This is a genomic window from Paramagnetospirillum caucaseum, assembly GCF_000342045.1.
Classification (GTDB): Bacteria; Pseudomonadota; Alphaproteobacteria; order Rhodospirillales; family Magnetospirillaceae; genus Phaeospirillum; species Phaeospirillum caucaseum.
This window is the reverse complement of sequence record NZ_AONQ01000029.1, coordinates 38,160-54,195: the sequence shown is the minus strand read 5'-3', so window position 1 is coordinate 54,195 and position 16,036 is coordinate 38,160. Positions and strand designations below refer to the sequence as shown.

General features: G+C 67.8%; 13 protein-coding genes and 1 pseudogene. 9 read left to right on the top strand and 5 right to left on the bottom strand.

The window, feature by feature from the left end; translation table 11 throughout:
• Positions 1-444: 444 nt before the first annotated feature.
• Together H261_RS12170 and bcrB are read right to left on the bottom strand one after the other, a co-directional pair.
• Entirely contained in the window at positions 445-843 is a 399-nt protein-coding gene (locus H261_RS12170; RefSeq protein ID WP_008617887.1) for a RidA family protein, read from the bottom strand.
• 11 nt (positions 844-854) lie between these two features.
• Positions 855-2,156 (bottom strand): benzoyl-CoA reductase subunit B, encoded by a 1,302-nt coding sequence (bcrB, locus tag H261_RS12165; RefSeq protein ID WP_008617886.1) that lies wholly within the window; start codon positions 2,154-2,156, stop codon positions 855-857.
• A gap of 220 nt (positions 2,157-2,376) precedes the next feature.
• Between bcrB and H261_RS12160 the strand changes: the two genes are divergently transcribed.
• Entirely contained in the window at positions 2,377-2,889 is a 513-nt protein-coding gene (locus tag H261_RS12160; protein ID WP_008617885.1) for a MarR family winged helix-turn-helix transcriptional regulator, read from the top strand.
• Here H261_RS12160 and H261_RS12155 read toward each other — a convergent pair whose 3' ends face one another.
• Complete coding sequence (locus H261_RS12155; RefSeq protein ID WP_008617871.1) at positions 2,890-4,524, bottom strand: AMP-binding protein; 1,635 nt, start codon at positions 4,522-4,524, stop codon at positions 2,890-2,892. It abuts the gene before it with no gap.
• A 193-nt stretch (positions 4,525-4,717) separates the two neighbouring features.
• On the opposite strand from H261_RS12155, the gene H261_RS12150 reads away from it, so the two are divergent.
• Together H261_RS12150 and H261_RS12145 are read left to right on the top strand one after the other, a co-directional pair.
• A complete protein-coding gene (locus H261_RS12150) occupies positions 4,718-5,911 on the top strand; it encodes an NnrS family protein (RefSeq protein WP_008617865.1) in 1,194 nt (397 codons plus the stop codon).
• Complete coding sequence (locus H261_RS12145) at positions 5,908-6,879, top strand: molybdopterin-binding protein (RefSeq protein ID WP_008617864.1); 972 nt, start codon at positions 5,908-5,910, stop codon at positions 6,877-6,879. The genes H261_RS12150 and H261_RS12145 overlap by 4 nt, the downstream gene beginning before the upstream one ends.
• Positions 6,880-7,039: 160 nt before the next feature.
• On the opposite strand, the gene H261_RS12140 is transcribed toward H261_RS12145, so the two are convergent.
• A complete protein-coding gene (locus H261_RS12140; RefSeq protein ID WP_008617863.1) occupies positions 7,040-9,292 on the bottom strand; it encodes a bifunctional salicylyl-CoA 5-hydroxylase/oxidoreductase in 2,253 nt (750 codons plus the stop codon).
• A 106-nt stretch (positions 9,293-9,398) separates the two neighbouring features.
• Entirely contained in the window at positions 9,399-10,040 is a 642-nt protein-coding gene (locus H261_RS12135) for a TetR family transcriptional regulator (protein ID WP_081608921.1), read from the bottom strand.
• Between the two features lie 221 nt (positions 10,041-10,261).
• Here H261_RS12135 and H261_RS12130 point away from each other — a divergent pair, with 221 nt between their 5' ends.
• The 6 genes and pseudogenes from H261_RS12130 (at position 10,262) to H261_RS12110 (ending at position 16,034) form a co-directional block, all read left to right on the top strand.
• Positions 10,262-10,705, top strand: coding sequence for a MaoC family dehydratase N-terminal domain-containing protein (locus H261_RS12130; RefSeq protein ID WP_008617861.1), 444 nt, complete (start codon positions 10,262-10,264; stop codon positions 10,703-10,705).
• Positions 10,706-10,714: 9 nt separating this feature from the next.
• Positions 10,715-11,134 (top strand): MaoC family dehydratase, encoded by a 420-nt coding sequence (locus H261_RS12125; RefSeq protein WP_008617859.1) that lies wholly within the window; start codon positions 10,715-10,717, stop codon positions 11,132-11,134.
• 10 nt (positions 11,135-11,144) lie between these two features.
• Positions 11,145-11,879 (top strand): annotated as a pseudogene (locus H261_RS26725) (thiolase family protein); the annotation flags it as partial.
• 111 nt (positions 11,880-11,990) lie between these two features.
• The gene (locus H261_RS26720) at positions 11,991-12,356 is read left to right on the top strand and encodes a beta-ketoacyl-[acyl-carrier-protein] synthase family protein (RefSeq protein ID WP_407636091.1); all 366 of its coding nucleotides are present in this window, start codon (positions 11,991-11,993) and stop codon (positions 12,354-12,356) included.
• 21 nt (positions 12,357-12,377) lie between these two features.
• Positions 12,378-13,904 (top strand): class I adenylate-forming enzyme family protein, encoded by a 1,527-nt coding sequence (locus H261_RS12115; RefSeq protein WP_008617855.1) that lies wholly within the window; start codon positions 12,378-12,380, stop codon positions 13,902-13,904.
• A gap of 18 nt (positions 13,905-13,922) precedes the next feature.
• Positions 13,923-16,034, top strand: a complete 2,112-nt coding sequence (locus H261_RS12110; RefSeq protein ID WP_008617854.1) for a hydantoinase/oxoprolinase family protein — start codon at positions 13,923-13,925, stop codon at positions 16,032-16,034.
• Positions 16,035-16,036: the final 2 nt, after the last annotated feature.

Sequence of the window (16,036 nt, the reverse complement as noted above, 5' to 3'; positions counted from 1 at the left end):
GAACCGGAATGGACGGTGGACAGCGAAGACAGATTGTTGCTCAGGGCGTCCTCATTGCCGCCCTCGCCCTCGCGGGAGATGGGAGACGGGCCGGTCGAACGCCCCGCCGGACGGCGCCGACTGGGCCAGAACCGTCAAGTCGTCAAACAGCGTACGCTCGCCACCCGAGCCGTTATTCTGACCGTCCGTTCCAGCCGACATATCGCTCCGCCTTCCCAATTCCCGGCCACCGCGGCCCCAGCCGCGCGGCGGGAATCCCTAAAGCCATACGACAGTGTAGCATACGTAACTCTACCAATTACTAAATATGAAGGCCGATCCGTATGCGGCGAGACCGATTTTTGAACAGCCGGCGGAGGCATCCCAGAGCGTGACGAGACGGAACGGGGCCGGCCTGAAACAGGCCGGCCCCTTAGGTTCTTGTCCTGCCGCCCCGGGGCGGCGTCACGAATCCGGGATTACCGCCGTGGCCTCGATTTCCACCAGGGCGTCCTGGACCATCAGGGCGACCACCTGGACCGCCGTCATGGCCGGATAGTGCTTGCCCATCACCGAGCGGTAGGCCTCGCCCAGGCCTTCGCGGTCGGCGAGATAGGCCGACTTGCTGGTGACGAACCAGGTCATGCGGATGATGTGCTCGGGCTTGCCGCCCGCCTCGGCCAGGACGGTGCGGATGTTGTCCAGCGCCTGGGCGGCCTGGGACACGAAATCCGGCCCGGCGAGGCGGCGCTCCGGCGTCCACCCCACCTGCCCGGCGATAGCCACCACGGTGCCTCTGGCCGCCATGCCGTCGGAATAGCCGCGCGGCTTCGGCCAATGGCCGGGAGCGAGAATGCGTATCATCGTCCGATCTCCTACTGGGCGGCGGCCAGCGGGACGGAACCGCCGCCGCGCCGCTTCTGCTCGATCATCTGGAAATAGCTTTCCAGACGGTTCTTGACGTTGGCCGCCGAGAAATAGCGGGGATCGACCAGATCGGTCTCGACGAAGGCGCCGGGCTTGCCGGTGCGCTTCTCCACTTCCTTCATGATCATCAACTGGCCGGCGGCGAAGCTGTTGCAGCTCTTGATGGAGTTGATCAGCAGGCCGTCGGCCTCGTAATCCTGCACGTACTTGGACAGCATGTCGATGCGCTCGGGCAGGTTGCGGTTGGTGTAGCAGCCCAGGCAGTAATCGGCCAGACTCTCCAGGGGATGGTCGGGGTCGTGGCGGAAGCCGTCGTAATCATAGACGCCGCCGACCTTGGTGTAGGAACTGGCCACCGCCACCGCGCCCTCGTCATAGAGCATCTTCCAGAACTCGCGGAAATGGGTCCAGTTGGGCGGGCCTTCGGTGACGAGGCGATAACGCTCCGGCCCCATCTCGCCCTCCGGGGTGACCGGCCCCTTGCCCAGGCGGATGCGTTCCTCGATCTCGGCCCGCAGGATCTGGTAGAACTCCACCGCGTCCTGGGTGCCGCGGAAGGCGGTGAAGATCGGGCCGACGTAGTAGACGGCGCCGAAATAGGCGTCGATGGGCGACGGCTTGTTCTTGGCGCTTTGCAGCACCCAGACCAGATCCTCCTCGGCCTTGGCCGACAGCTTCAGGCATTCGCGCAGGCGGTCGATGTCGAACTTGACCCCCGACACCTGCTCCATGGTGGGGATGACCACCTCTTTCAGCTGCTTGACGATGTAGTCGCGCATATTCTTGGTCGAATGCCCGTCCCCCTCGTAGGGGACATGCAGCATGGCGGTCGGGCACCTGTACTCCTCGCGCAGCAGTTCGAACCACTTCATGAAGGTGTAGCAGCCGGTATAGCTGAGCAGCAGCATGTCGGGCGCCGGGAACGGCTGGCCGTTGGGCGCCAGGTTGCCGCGCCCCATCATGCCGATATCGGCCTTCACATAGGTGCAGACGTCCTCGGAATGCCCGTTCTTTTCGGCATCCATGATGTAGGCGCCCGACTGCTTGCGCAGGCCGCCCTGGATGGCGTTGATCTCCGGCAGGTTGTTGAGCATGCCGAACGACATGATCAGCTCGTTGAGATTGCCGGGAACGAAGGTCGAGACCACCTTGCGGCCGTGGTCCCGCGTGCTGGTCAGCAGGTCGTAGTTTCGGGCGATCATCGCCTTCTGCTTGACCATGGACATTTCCTTGATGACTTCGGCGCTCATGGCTTCGGCTCCACACCGTGAAGGGATTCGGATAGGGCGTCGGCGCCCCGCGAGATAGTTTATACATAAAATATAATGCCGGATCAACCCGTCACGCCGCCCCCGGCGCCGGTCGGGGAGCATGGGCGGAACGGTGGTATTGCCAGGAGTATGAAAATTGACCTTGATCAGGCGGGCACGGAGCTTTATGTCTCAATCACCCTCAGAGCGAGTGAGCGCCATGCATGATCCCGCCACCATCGAGGCCGGCATCCCGGACGACCAGCTTCTGCCCTTGCGGGTGTGGCTGGCCCTGTTCAGCTCGGTCAAGCAGATCGAGGCGGTGGTGCGCACCAACCTGCGCGAATCCTTCGCCTCGACCCTGCCGCGCTTCGACCTGCTGTCGCAGCTCTACCGCTCGCCGGGGGGGCTGACCATGGGGGAGATCTCCGCCCGGCTGATGGTGACCAACGGCAACGTCACCGGCCTGATCACCCGGCTGGTGGACGAGGGGCTGGTGGACCGGCTGCAGGACGAGGACGACCGCCGCGTCCAGTGGGTCCGCCTCACCCCCAAGGGCAACAAGATGTTTTCCAGCATGGCCCCGGCCAACCAGACCTGGGTCACCCAAGCCATGGCCGGGCTGAGCGACGCCGAGCTGCGGCAATTGCAGACGCTGCTCGGCAAGCTGAAATCCTCGGTGGCCGCGGCGCCGAAGCATCCCCGCGGCGACGAAGACCCTTCCGCCGGGTGATCACAGATCCCGAAGCGCGAAGCGCTGCAGCTTGCCGGTGGGCGTGCGCGGCAGGACGTGGACGAACTTCACCCGGCGCGGATACTTGTAAGGCGCGATCCGCCCCTTGACGAAGGCTTGCAGTTCCTGGACCAGGGCGTCGCCCCCGTCGGCGGGGTCCTTCAGCACCACGAAGGCGGAGACCACCTGGCCGCGTTCCTCGTCGGCGAGGCCGACCACGGCGCATTCGGCCACCTTGGGATGCTCCATCAGCACGCCCTCCACCTCGGGGCCCGAGATGTTGTAGCCGGCCGAGACGATCATGTCGTCGGAGCGGGCCTGGTACCAGAAATAGCCGTCCTCATCCATGGTGTAGACGTCGCCGGTGATGTTCCAGCCGTCGGCCACGTATTTGCGCTGGCGTTCGGGATCGCCGAGATAGCGGCAGCCGGTCGGCCCGCGCACCGCCAGACGGCCCGGCGTGCCCGGCGGCACCGGGTTGCCCTCGGCGTCGATGATCCGCGCCTCGTAGCCGAAGATCGCCTTGCCGGTCGAACCGGGCCGGATGTCGTCGCCCGCCGCCGAGATGAAGATGTGCAGCAACTCGGTGCTGCCGATGCCGTCGATGATCCGCAGGCCGGTGGCCTGATGCCAGCCGTTGGAGGTGGCGAGCGGCAGGTGCTCGCCCGCCGACACGCACATCCGGAGCGACGAGAGATCCCAGTCGATGGACAGCCCGGTCATGGCGCGATAGGCGGTGGGCGCGGTGTACAGCCCGGTGACCCGGTAGTCCTGGATGGTCTTCAGCATGGTTTCCGGCGTGAAGCTTTCCACCAGCACCACCGAGGCCCCGGCCCGCAGCGGGAACAGGGCCAGCGCCCCCAGCCCGAAGGTGAAGGCCAGGGGCGGCGAGCCGCAGAAACGGTCGTCCTCCCTCACCCCCGCCACATGGCGCGGGAAACAGTCGCAGACCGCCAGCAGGTCGCGGTGCACATGCATGGTGGCCTTGGCCGGACCGGTGGTCCCCGAGGTGAAGGCGATCAGCGCCACGTCCAGCGCCGAGGTCGGCACGTCGGCATGGGTCACCGCCTCCGCCGCCATGGCCTTGTCCAGGCTTTCCGCCCCGTCGCCCAGGGCGCTGAAATGGGCGAGATGGACCATGCCGGGCGATTCGGACCGGGCGATGTCCAGTTCCCCGGCGAAGCGGATGTCGCACAGCGCGTGGCTGACCTTGGCCTTGGCGGCGATATAGGCCAGCTCGCGGCCACGCAGCAGCGGCATGGTGGCGACGCAGATTCCCCCCGCCTTGACCACGCCGAACCACGCGGCCAGCAGCATGGGGGTGTTGGGCCCGCGCAGCAGCACGCGGTTGCCGGGAACCAGCCCCATGCCGCGGGTCAGGACGTTGGCGATCCGGTTGGCCTGGTCGCGCAGGTCGGCGTAGGTCCACACCCGGTCGCCGTAGAACACCGCCGGACGGTCCCCCCGCCCCGCTGCCACCGCGTCGTCCAGCAGCGCCGTGCCGATGTTGAGGCTGGCGGGATAGTCGCAGAGCGGTGGCCGGGCCGGGTCCATGACCGGCCACAGATCGCCGGGCGGCAGGCTGTCACGGGCAAAACTGTCCAGATAGGCCGAACGGCCAAGGGATTCCGTCATCTCCGCGACCTCCTCTCCACACGGCATCCCCCACGCCGCTTTAGGCCTAAACCACGGAAGGCGGCCGCCGTCCGCTCCCGGTCATTTCGAGGTGGGGTCCCGTTTCCCGGATTTCCATGATCGCCGTTGAATTCGAGATAATTCAAGCATAAAGTTTCTTGTCAGCCGTCAAGGCGGAATGGAGCGTCAGCCAATGTCCGTGCGGCCCGATCCGGGCGCATCCCGATCCCCCCCGCCGCTGTGGAGCAGCGGCTTCCGGCCGTTCTATCTGGCCGGCTGCCTCTACGGCCTGCTGGCGCTGGGCCTGTGGGCCGCCGGGCAGTTCGGCGGCCGGCTCGCCCTGCCCTACGACCGGGCGCTGTGGCACGCCCACGAGATGATCTTCGGCTTCGTCGCCGCCCTGTGCGGCGGCTTCATCCTGACCGCCCTGCCCAGTTGGGCCGGAACGGCGGCGGTCCAGGGCCGCCTGCTGATGCTGCTGGTCGGCGCCTGGGGATTGGGGCGGGCCGGCATCCTGGCGGCGGCGCAGTTGCCGCCCCTGGCGACCGCCCTGCTCGACATGGTTTTCGTGCCGCTGCTGCTGGCGGTGGCCGGGCGGCAGGTGTGGACGGTCGCCAACCGGCTCTACCGCCTGCTGATTCCCATCCTGGCCATGCTGGCGCTGGGCAATCTGGCCTTCCACCTGGGTGTGCTGCGGGCGGCCCCGGACCTGGCCCATATCGGCATCCGCACCGCCTATTACGCCCTGATGGTGCTGTTCAGCTTCGTCGGCGGCCTGCTGACCCCCATCTTCACCGAATCCCACCTGCGCGGGCAGGCTCCCGGCCCCGGCGTCGTCATCGGCTTTCGCCGCCCCCTGGAGGCGCTGGCCCCGGCAGCGCTGCTGGTCACCGCCGCCACCGAACTGGCCGGCCTGGGGAATGCGGCCACCGGCGGCGCGGCCCTGGCCACCGCCCTGATCCACGCGCTGCGCATGGCCTCGTGGCGAAGCGGCGCCGTCCTCGCCTCGCCCATGCTGGCCGCCATGCATGCCGGCTACGCCGGCCTGATCCTCTCGCTGGGGCTGCAGGCGGCGGCGGCGCTGGGCGCCGCCATCGCGCCCTCGGCGGCGGTGCACGCCTTCACCATCGGCGCCATGGGCCTGACCAAGCTCAGCCTGATGACCCGGGTGGCGCTCAAGCATACCGGCCGCGACCTGCGTCTTTCCGCCGTCATGGTCGCCGGCTTCGCCGGCATGGGGCTGGCCGCCCTGCTGCGGGTGATGGCCGGCAGCGGCGCCGTCCTGGCCGCCTCGGCCATGCTGTGGGCGGCGGCCATCGCCGTCTATCTCGCCCTCTACGGCCGCTTCCTGCTGGCCCCCAGCCTGCCCCGGGGGACCGGACCATGATTTTCGGCGAGGTTCCGCTCGAACGGGCCGAGGGCCTGATCCTGGCCCACACCATGGTCCTGGAGACCGGCAAGCTGATCAAGGGCCGCCGGCTCGGCCCCGCCGAGGTGGAGGCCTTGCGGGCCGCCGGCCTGTCCGGGGTGACCGGCTGCACCGTCGAGCCGGGGGACCTGGACGAGAACCAGGCGGCGCGGGCGGTGGCCCAGGCCCTGGCCGGCGACGGCATCGGGCTCGGCCCCGCCTCCACCGGGCGCTGCAACCTGTTCGCCCGCCATCATGGCGTGTTGGAGATCGATTCCAGCCGTGTCGGCCGCCTGAACCGGGTGGACGAGGCGGTGACGGCGGCCACCGTCGCCCCCTGGTCGGTGGTCAAGCCGGGTCAGCGCGTCGCCACCGTCAAGATCATCCCCTTCGCGGTGGCGGCCGGAACCGTCCACGCCTGCGCCGCCGCCGCCGGCAAGGCCAGGCCCCCCGTCGCGGTCAGACCGTTCCGCGCCCGGCGGGTCGGCATGATTCTCACCACCCTGCCCGGCATCAGCCCCGCCAGCCTGGACACCGCCGTGGCCGTCACCCACCGGCGGGTCGAGGACCTGGGCGGCGGGCTGGACCAGGAGATCCGCTGCCCCCACCGGCCCGAGGCGCTGGACCGGGCCATCGCCCAGGCACTGGACGGCGGGTGCGAGATTCTACTGATTTCCGGCGCCCTGGTGACCACCGACCGCCGCGACACGGTGCCGGCCGCCATCACGCGGGCCGGCGGCGTCATCGTGCATTTCGGCATGCCGGCGGAGCCGGGCAACATGCTGCTGCTCGCCCGCATCGGGCCGGTGCCGGTGCTGGTCCTGCCCAGTTGCGCCCGCTCCGGGGCGCTGAACGGCCTGGACCTGATCCTGCGCCGGATCATGGCCGACATTCCGGTCGAAGGCCGCGACATCATGGACATGGGCGTGGGGGGGCTGCTGGATTAGCCCGCCCACTCGCTCCCCTTTGCCATAAGGCGCGCGGCCCTTTGCTCTTAGAACGCTGAGCCTTGTATGTCGGTAGCAGCGTCGGCGGTAAGCTGCGCGAGGCTGGCGGAGGGCAAAACAAATAAAGCTAAAGCGTGATGCGCATTTAAGGCATCACGCTTTAGCCCGACCGGGGCACGAAGCCGTCGATGGAGGCGTACTGCCGGGGCCAGGGCATGGCGTAGCCCTGCTCGGCGGCTGCGTGGCGGGTCCAGTAGGGATCGTACAGATGGGTGCGGGCCAGCACGCACAGATCGGCGCGGCCCGCGCCTAAGATGGTGTTGACGTCGGCATGGGACTGGACGTTGCCCACCGTCATGGTGGGGATGCCCGCCTCCAGCCGGATACGGTCGGCGAAGGGGGTCTGGAACAGGCGGCCGTAGACCGGCTTCTGCTCGGCCACCACCTGACCGGCCGAGACGTCGATGATGTCGCAGCCCAGCTCCTTCAGGCGGCGTGCCACCTCCACCCCGTCTTCCGGCGTGAAGCCGCCCTCGGCCCAGTCGGTGGCGGAAATGCGCACCGAGATGGGCTTGTCCGCCGGCCAGACCGCCCGCACCGCCCGGAACACCTCCAGCGGGAAGCGCATGCGGTTCTCCAGGCTGCCGCCGTATTCGTCGGTCCGCCGGTTGGTCAGCGGCGACAGGAAGGTGGACAGCAGGTAGCCGTGGGCGAAATGGACCTCGACCATGTCGAAGCCGGCCTCCTCCGCCAGACGGGTGGCGTGGACGAAATCGGCCACCACCTTGTCCATGTCGGCGCGGTCCATGGCCTTGGGGACCTGATTGACCGGGCGGTAGGCAATGGGCGACGGTCCCATCACCGGCCAGTTGCCGTGCTCCAGGGGCTGGTCCATACCGTCCCAGATCAGTTTGGTCGAACCCTTGCGCCCGGCATGGCCCAGCTGCACGGCGATCTTAGCCTGGCTGTTGGCGTGGACGAAGTTGCAGACCCGCTTCCAGGCCGCCGCGTGCTCGGGCTTGTAGAGACCGGCGCAGCCGGGCGTGATGCGGCCTTCCGGACTGACGTCGGTCATCTCGGCGATCACCAGACCGGCCCCGCCCATGGCGCGGCTGCCCAGATGGACCAGATGGAAGTCGCCGATGGCGCCGTCCTCGGCCGAGTACATGCACATGGGCGACACCACCACCCGGTTGGCGAGCGTCATGCCGCGCAGCTGGAACGGCGTGAACATGGGCGGCGTCGGCCGGTCGGGGGCGGCGGCGCCCACCTGGGCCGCCGCCTGGACGGCGAACCAGCGCTCGATGCCGTCCACGTATTGGGGATCGCGCAGCCGCAGGTTGTCATAGGTGATGCGCAGCGAGCGGGTCAGCATGGAGAAGTTGAACTGGATCGGCTCCAGGCGGCCGTGATAGCGCTCGGTCTGCTCGAACCATTCCATGCTGACCTGGGAGGCGCGCTGCAGGCTTTCCACCACCGGGCGGCGCTCGCGCTCGAAGGCGTCCAGGGCCGTCTCCAGGGTGGGATTGGCGGCCAGGGCGGCGGCGAGCGCGATGCCGTCCTCCATGGCCAGCTTGGTGCCCGAGCCGATGGTGAAGTGGGCGGTATGCAGCGCGTCGCCCATCAGCACCACGTTGCCATGGTGCCAGCGGCGGTTCCTGACCCGGGGGAAACTGCGCCAGATGGAGTTGTTGGAGATCAGCCGGTGCCCCTCCAGCTCGGCGGCGTAGAGGCGTTCGCAATAGGCGACGCTGCCCGCCTCGTCGGCGCGGTCCAGCCCGGCCCGGCGCCAGGTGTCCTCGGTGCATTCGATGATGAAGGTCGAGCGCCCGTCCTCGAACTGGTAGCAGTGGGAACGGAACAGGCCGTGCTCGTTCTCGCGGAAGAAGAAGGTGAAGGCCCCGAACGGCCGCGAGGTGCCCAGCCAGATGAACTTGTTGGGGCGCAGGTCGATATCGACGCCGAAATGCTCCTTGTGCTGGTCGCGCACCACGCTGTTGATGCCGTCACCGGCCACCACCAGGTCCCAGGAGCGGTATTCCTCGATGCCGGTGACGTTGGAATCGTGGATCACCTCCACTCCCAGCGCCAAAGCCCGCGCCTCGAGGATCTGAAGAAGCTTCAGCCGTGAAAGACCGGCGAAGCCGTGGCCGCGCGACACCAGGGCATGGCCCATGTAATGGGTCTCGATATCGTCCCAGTGGGCGAAGGCATCGGTGATCTCGCGGTACGAATCCGGGTCGGCGTCGGCGAAATTGGCCATGGTGGCGTCCGAGAACACCACGCCGAAGCCCCAGGTGACGTTGGCCGGATTGCGCTCGATCACCCGGATGGTGGCGTCGGGGCGCTGCTTCTTCATCAGGATGGCGAAGTACAAGGACGCGGGGCCGCCGCCGATGCAGGCTATCTTCATCACACCCTCCCTGGCCACCGTCGCGGCGGCAAGATAGTTTATGATTAAAATAATATGGCGCAGCGCAGTTTGTAGTCAATCCAAAAATATGGACCGGAGCGGAATGTCAGTCCTTGGGGGCGGCCTTGCGCGCCCGGGCCGGCTTCTTCGGGGCGGCGGGCCTGGACGCCGCGGCGGCGGGATCGACGATGCCGTGCGCCACCATGGTGAAGAAGATCTCCAGGATCTTGTCGATGGGAATGGACTTGCCGGGGTCGTACCAGCGCGACATCCAGTTGCACATGCCGAGGATTCCGTTGGCCACCATGCGGGCGTCCAGGCCGGGCTTGAAGATGCCGTGCTCCTGGCCTTCCTCGATCAGGCGGGTCCACAGATGGGTGTACTCGTTCCACACCCCGCGCAGCTCGGCGGCCTTGCTCTCGTCCTCGAGGAAATGGTCCTCGCGCAGCGCCACGGTCATTTCCAGATAGTTCGGATTGAAGCGGTCCAGGTGGTTGCGGATGGCCGCTTCCAGCTTCTGCTCGGCGGGAAGGTTGGAATTGATGATCGCCCCCAGCCCCATGACCAGCGAGGTGCTCTGGGGCAGGATGATCTTCAGCAGGATGTCGGCGCGGCTCTTGAAGTAATAGTAGATGGCCTCGCGCTTGATGCCGACCGCGTTGGCGATGTCCTCGATGGACGTGCGGTTGACCCCCTGGCGTTCGAACACCTCGGTGGCCCGCCTCAATATCTGAATCCGTCGGCTCATCCCTACCCATTCCTGACATCTTGCCCTAAGCCAGACCCTACCTGGAACCACCGCAACGCACAAAGGAATTTTTTACAGGGCCGTAAAAATCCTATTTACGGGACCGTAAAATTCTTTTAGCGTTCAAACAATGGCAGCACATCGATCGGGCCCAGTCCGGCGGTGATGAAATCGGAGGAAACATCCGGGGCGGCCGCCATGAATCAGAGGGAGGAACCGCCGTGAAAGCCGAAGAGCTTGTAGGCAAAGTCTACGCCCCGTTCACCGTGGATGTCGAGAAGGGCCGCCTGCGGCTTTTCGCCAAGGCCATCGGTGAATCCAACCCCGTCTACCTGGACGACGACGCGGCGAAAAAGGCTGGATACGCCTCGCTTCCCGCCCCGCCGACCTTCGCCTTCTCCATCGCCATGGACGCCGAGCAGCCGTTCAAGATCCTCGAGGATCTGGGGGTGGACAAGACCCGCTCCATGCACGGCGAGCAGATCTTCGACTACATCGAACCCATCTGCGCCGGCGACACCATCACCGGCGTGCAGAGGGTGGTCGAGACCTTCGAGAAGAAGGGCGGCGCCATGCGCTTCATCGTCACGGAAACGCTGCTGAAAAACCAGCACACGCGGCCGGTGGCGAATTTACGGACCGTAATAATCGTCCGCCAGGGGTAGGAGGGGCACATGACCATCCGTTTTGCCGACGTCCAGGTGGGGGACAGCATTCCCGACCTCGCCAAGCCGCCCATCGACCGTACCCAGCTGGCCCTGTTCGCCGGTGCCTCGGGCGATCACAACCCCATCCACCTGGATGACGAGCAGGCCCGCTCGGGCGGGCTGCCCGGGGTGATCGCCCACGGCATGCTGTCCATGGCCTTCCTGGGCCAGGTGCTGACCGGCTGGGTGCCGCAATCGGCCATCCGCTCGTTCTCGGCCCGCTTCACCGCCATGGCCTTCCCCGGCGACACCATCACCTGCAAGGGGGTGGTCACCGCCAAGACCCAGGAGAACGGCGAGAACGTGGTCGATCTCGACCTCGCCGCCGTCAACCAGGACGGCAAGCAGACCCTGGCCGGGTCGGCCCGCATCGCCCTGCCCGCCTAGGAGCGCCCCCATGGCCTATCTCGCCGAGATTCCCTACGGCTGCTACTGGTCCACCCCCTTCGCCAAGTGGATGGGCAGCCTGGCGCGGCTCCATTCCATCGAATTCGCCGCCCATGTGGCCAAGGCCGAACTGGCGCGGCGCGACATTCCCGCCGGAATGTTCGATTTCGGGGTGCTGGGCACCTCGGTGCCGCAGAAGCACTGCTTCTACGGCGCCCCCTGGCTGATGGGCATGATCGGCGCGCCCCAGGCGGGCGGGCCGGCGGTGTCGCAGGCCTGCGCCACCGGCGTGCGCTGCCTGCTGACGGCGGCGACGGAGATCCAGGCGGGGCTGGCCACCCTGGCGCTGTCGGCCACCTGCGACCGCACCTCCAACGGGCCGCACCTGTATTACCCCGATCCCGGCGGGGCCGGCGGCACCGGCACCGCAGAGGACTGGGTGATGCAGAACTTCTCCTACGACCCGTTCACCGCCAAGTCCATGCTGGCCACCGCCGAGAACGTCGCCGCCCGCTACAAGGTCGACACCAGGCGCCAGCACGAGGTGGTGCTGCGGCGCGAGGAGCAGTACGCCGCCGCCCTGGCCGACGACTGCGCCTTCCTCAAGCGCTTCATGACCCTGCCCTTCGAGGTTCCCACCCCCAATTTCCGCAAGACCGCCGCGGTCATGGCCGCCGACGAGGGCGTCACCCGCTCGACGCCCGAGGGGCTGGCGGCGCTGAAGCCGGTGATGGAGGGCGGCACCGTGACCTTCGGCGGCCAGACCCATCCGGCCGACGGCAACGCCTGTCTGATCGTCGCCACCCCGGGCAAGGCCCGCGAACTGTCCCGCGACCCCAAGATCAGGGTGCGGCTGATGGGCTTCGGCCTCGAACGGGTCGAACCCGCCTTCATGCCCCGCGCCACCGTCCCGGCGGCCAAGCGCGCCCTGGAGCAGGCCGGCATCGGCATCGACAAGGTCAAGGCGGTCAAGCTGCACAATCCCTTCACGGTCAACGACATCGTCTTCGCCGAGGAAACCGGCACCAAGATCGCCAATCTCAACAATTTCGGCTCGTCCCTGGTCTGGGGGCACCCCCAGGCGCCCATGGGCACAAGGAGCGTGATCGAGCTGATCGAGGAACTGGTGATCCGGGGCGGCGGCTACGGCCTGTTCAGCGGCTGCGCCGCCGGCGACACCGCCATGGCCGTGGTGATCCTGGTCGATGAACGTCCGGCCTGAGCCCAACAGGGAAACACGACCATGAACCTGTCCGATTGGATCGAACGCTGGGCCGGATTTTCCGCCGACAAGCCGGCGCTGCGCTACGAGGGCGCCGAGCTGAGCTATGGCGGCCTCGCCCGCCACATCGCCCGCATCAGCGGTGCCCTGTCCGGCACCCTGGGCATCCGGCGCGGCGAGCGGGTGGCGTGGCTGGGCCTCAACAACGCCGAAAGCATCGCCCTGCTGTTCGCCTGCGCCCGCGTCGGCGCCATCTTCACCCCGCTCAACTGGCGCCTCACCCCGGTGGAGCATCTGGCGCTGATGGCCGATTCCCAGCCCTCGCTGCTGGTGGTCGAGCCCGAATTCGCCGACGCCATCGCCGCCAAGAAGGTGGTGGTCACCGGCCCCCGGCTGGCCTGCACCGGCGGGCCGCGCGCCGGCTGGCTGGACTGGGATGCCATGGTCGAGGCCGCGCCCCTGCTGGGCGGCGGCGAAGGCCGCTACGACGACCCGGTGCTGCTGTGCTACACCTCGGGCACCACCGGCCAGCCCAAGGGCGCCGTCCACACCCAGGACGGTATGCTGTGGAACGCCGTCAACAGCACCCAGATGCACGACCTGACCAGCCAGGACCGGGTGCTGACCACCCTGCCCATCTTCCATGTGGGCGGGCTGAACATCCAGACCATGCCGGCGCTGCATGCCGGCGCCACCGTCACCCTGCACCGCCGCTTCGACGCCGCCACCACCCTCAGGACCCTGGTGGACGAACGCATCACCCTGGCGGTGCTGGTTCCCACCCAGCTGGACCTGCTGCTGGCCGAACCGGGCTGGAACGCCGCCGATTTGTCGGCCCTGCGCTGCATCACCACCGGCTCGACCATCATTCCCGCCGGGCTGGTGCGCACCATCCAGGCGCGCGGCATTCCGGTGATCCAGATCTTCGGCTCGACCGAGACCGGCCCGGTGGCGGTGTTCCAGCGCGTCGCCGACAGCGGCAAGGTCGGCGTCGCCGGCCATTGCGCCGTCCATTGCGAGATGCGCCTCGTGGACGGCGACGGCAACGACGTGGCCCCCGGCCAGTCGGGCGAGGTGCTGATCAAGGGCCGCAACATCATGATCGGCTACTGGCGCGACGAGGCGGCCACCAGGGCGGCCCTGAAGGACGGCTGGTTCGCCACCGGCGACATCGGCCACCTGGACGGCGACGGCTTCCTGATCATCGACGACCGCAAGAAGGAGATGATCATCTCGGGCGGCGAGAACATCTTCCCCGCCGCCCTGGAAGCCATCCTGACCGAATGCCCCGACATCGAGGAGGCCGCCGTGGTCGGCCGCCCCGACGAGCGCTGGGGCGAGATTCCGGTGGCGGTGGTGGTGCCCCGTCCGGGCGCACGCCTGACCGAGGAGGGGGTCCTGGCCCTCTTCCAGGACAAGGTGGCCCGCTACAAGCACCCGCGCGCCGTGATCTTCACCGACCACCTGCCCCGCACCAGTATCGGCAAGCTGGTCAAGGCCGACATCCGCAAGCTGGCGCGCCAGACGCCGCCGGCCTCCTCCCCTTAAGCCCGGAGACCCGTTCCCATGAGCACAAAGATCGGTATCGACGTCGGCGGCACCTTCACCGACTTCTTCGTCGCCGAAGCCGGGGGCGAGCCCAGGATCCACAAGGTCCTGTCCACCCCCCACGACCCGTCCATCGCCGTGCTGACCGGCCTGGAGGAAATCGCCGCCAGCCGCAAGCCCGCCATGGCGCTGGCCGACTACGTGCGGACCATCGACACCATCGTCCACGGCACCACGGTGACCACCAACGCCACCCTGACCCATACCGGGGCCAAGTGCGGGCTGATCACCACCGCCGGCGTGCGCGACGCCCTGGAGATGCGCCGAGGCATCCGCGAGGAGCAGTACAACAACCGCTACACCAACGTGCCGCCGCTGGTGGAACGCTATCTGCGCGTCGGAATCGGCGGGCGCATGGACCGGGCCGGGCGCGAGCTGACCCCCCTGTCCCCGGCCGACATCGAGGCGGCCATCGCGCTGTTCAAGAAGGAAGGCGTCGAGGCGGTGGCCATCTGCTTCATGAACGCCTTCGCCAATCCGGCCCACGAGCGCCAGGCGGCCGAACTGGTGCGCAAGCACCTGCCCCAGGCCTATCTCACCGTGTCGACCGACCTGCTGCCGTCCATCCGCTTCTACGACCGCATCAGCACCACGGCGCTCAACTCCTATGTGGGGCCCAAGCTCAGCCACTATCTCGACCAGCTGACCGGACGGCTGAAGGGAATCGGCTTCGACGGCCTGCTGCTGATCACCCAGTCCAACGGCGGCGTCATGGCGCCCGAGGTGGCGCGCGAGAAATCGGCGCTGACCCTGCTGTCGGGACCGGCGGGCGGCCCCGGTGCCGGCCTGGCCTACGCCAACGTCCACGGCCAGAACCGCTGCATCACCACCGACATGGGCGGCACCAGCTTCGAGGCCTCCATGGCCGTCGACGCCCCCGTCATGGTCAATGACGGCGAGATCGCGCGCCACCGCATCGCGCTGCCCATGCTGGGCATCCACACCATCGGCGCCGGCGGCGGCTCCATCGGCTGGATCGACGAGGGCGGCATGCTGCGCATGGGACCGCAATCGGCGGGCGCCGATCCCGGCCCGGCCTGCTACGGCAAGGGCGGGACAAGGCCGACCTCCACCGATGCCAATCTGGTGCTGGGCTACCTCAACCCCGGCTTCTTCGCCGGCGGCCGCATGAATCTCGACCTGGCCGCCGCCGAGCGCGCCATCGCCGAGCATGTCGCCAAGCCGCTGGGCCTGTCGGTGGTCGAGGCGGCGGCGGGCATGTACCGCATCATCTGCAACAACATGGCCCAGGGCGTGCGCGAGGTGACCATCAAGCGCGGCTTCGATCCGCGCGAATTCCCGATGATCGTAGCCGGCGGCGCCGGCCCCATCCATTCCTGCCTGATCTCCGAGGAACTGGAGATGCCCTTCCAGATCATTCCCCGCGAATCCTCGGTGCTGTGCGCCTACGGCATGCTGATGGGCGACATCCGGCACGATTTCGTGCGCACCTTCGTCTCGCGCCTCGACGGCCTGGACTGGCCCCGGCTGAAGGCGGTGATCGCCGAGATGGCCCGGGAGGGCGACCAGTTGCTGGACTCCGAGCGCATCAACGCCGAGCGGCGCCGCATCGCCGTCAAGCTGGATTGCCGCTACCTCAAGCAATACCACGAGGTGTCGTTCGAGGTGCCCATGGCGCTGATCGAGGCGGGCGACACCGCCGCAATCACCCGTCTGTTCCACGCCGAGCACAACCGGCTCTACGGCTACTCGCTGGAGGAGCAGAAGGTCCCGGCCGAGATCATCAATGTCCGGGTGCAGGCGGTCGGCATCACCGACAAGCCCGCCGGCCGAGCCGAACCCTATGCCGGCCCCGACGGCTCGGCGGCCATCAAGGGCGAGCGCATGGTCTACGTCCCCGAGGACAAGGCCTTCCGCAACGTGCCCGTCTATGACGGCCACAAGCTCAAGCACGGCAACCGGGTCGCCGGTCCGGCCATGATCGAGGAAATCACCACCGCCATCTTCGTCTCGGCCTCGTTCGACGGGGTCTGCGACCGCACCGGCTCGTTCGCGCTGTACCGCAAGGGGCGCGAGGACCTGGTGGCCAACATCCTGAAGGGGGCCTGAAC

Bases quoted from the DNA above. Each gene is read 5' to 3' on its own strand.
- H261_RS12155 (WP_008617871.1), bottom strand. From the start codon at position 4,524: ATGACGGAATCCCTTGGCCGTTCGGCCTATCTGGACAGTTTTGCCCGT.
- H261_RS12140 (WP_008617863.1), bottom strand. From the start codon at position 9,292: ATGAAGATAGCCTGCATCGGCGGCGGCCCCGCGTCCTTGTACTTCGCC.
- H261_RS26720 (WP_407636091.1), top strand. From the start codon at position 11,991: ATGGGCTTCGGCCTCGAACGGGTCGAACCCGCCTTCATGCCCCGCGCC.
- H261_RS12135 (WP_081608921.1), bottom strand. From the start codon at position 10,040: ATGAGCCGACGGATTCAGATATTGAGGCGGGCCACCGAGGTGTTCGAA.
- H261_RS12150 (WP_008617865.1), top strand. From the start codon at position 4,718: ATGTCCGTGCGGCCCGATCCGGGCGCATCCCGATCCCCCCCGCCGCTG.
- H261_RS12110 (WP_008617854.1), top strand. From the start codon at position 13,923: ATGAGCACAAAGATCGGTATCGACGTCGGCGGCACCTTCACCGACTTC.
- H261_RS12125 (WP_008617859.1), top strand. From the start codon at position 10,715: ATGACCATCCGTTTTGCCGACGTCCAGGTGGGGGACAGCATTCCCGAC.
- bcrB (WP_008617886.1), bottom strand. From the start codon at position 2,156: ATGAGCGCCGAAGTCATCAAGGAAATGTCCATGGTCAAGCAGAAGGCG.
- H261_RS12145 (WP_008617864.1), top strand. From the start codon at position 5,908: ATGATTTTCGGCGAGGTTCCGCTCGAACGGGCCGAGGGCCTGATCCTG.
- H261_RS12160 (WP_008617885.1), top strand. From the start codon at position 2,377: ATGCATGATCCCGCCACCATCGAGGCCGGCATCCCGGACGACCAGCTT.
- H261_RS12115 (WP_008617855.1), top strand. From the start codon at position 12,378: ATGAACCTGTCCGATTGGATCGAACGCTGGGCCGGATTTTCCGCCGAC.
- H261_RS12170 (WP_008617887.1), bottom strand. From the start codon at position 843: ATGATACGCATTCTCGCTCCCGGCCATTGGCCGAAGCCGCGCGGCTAT.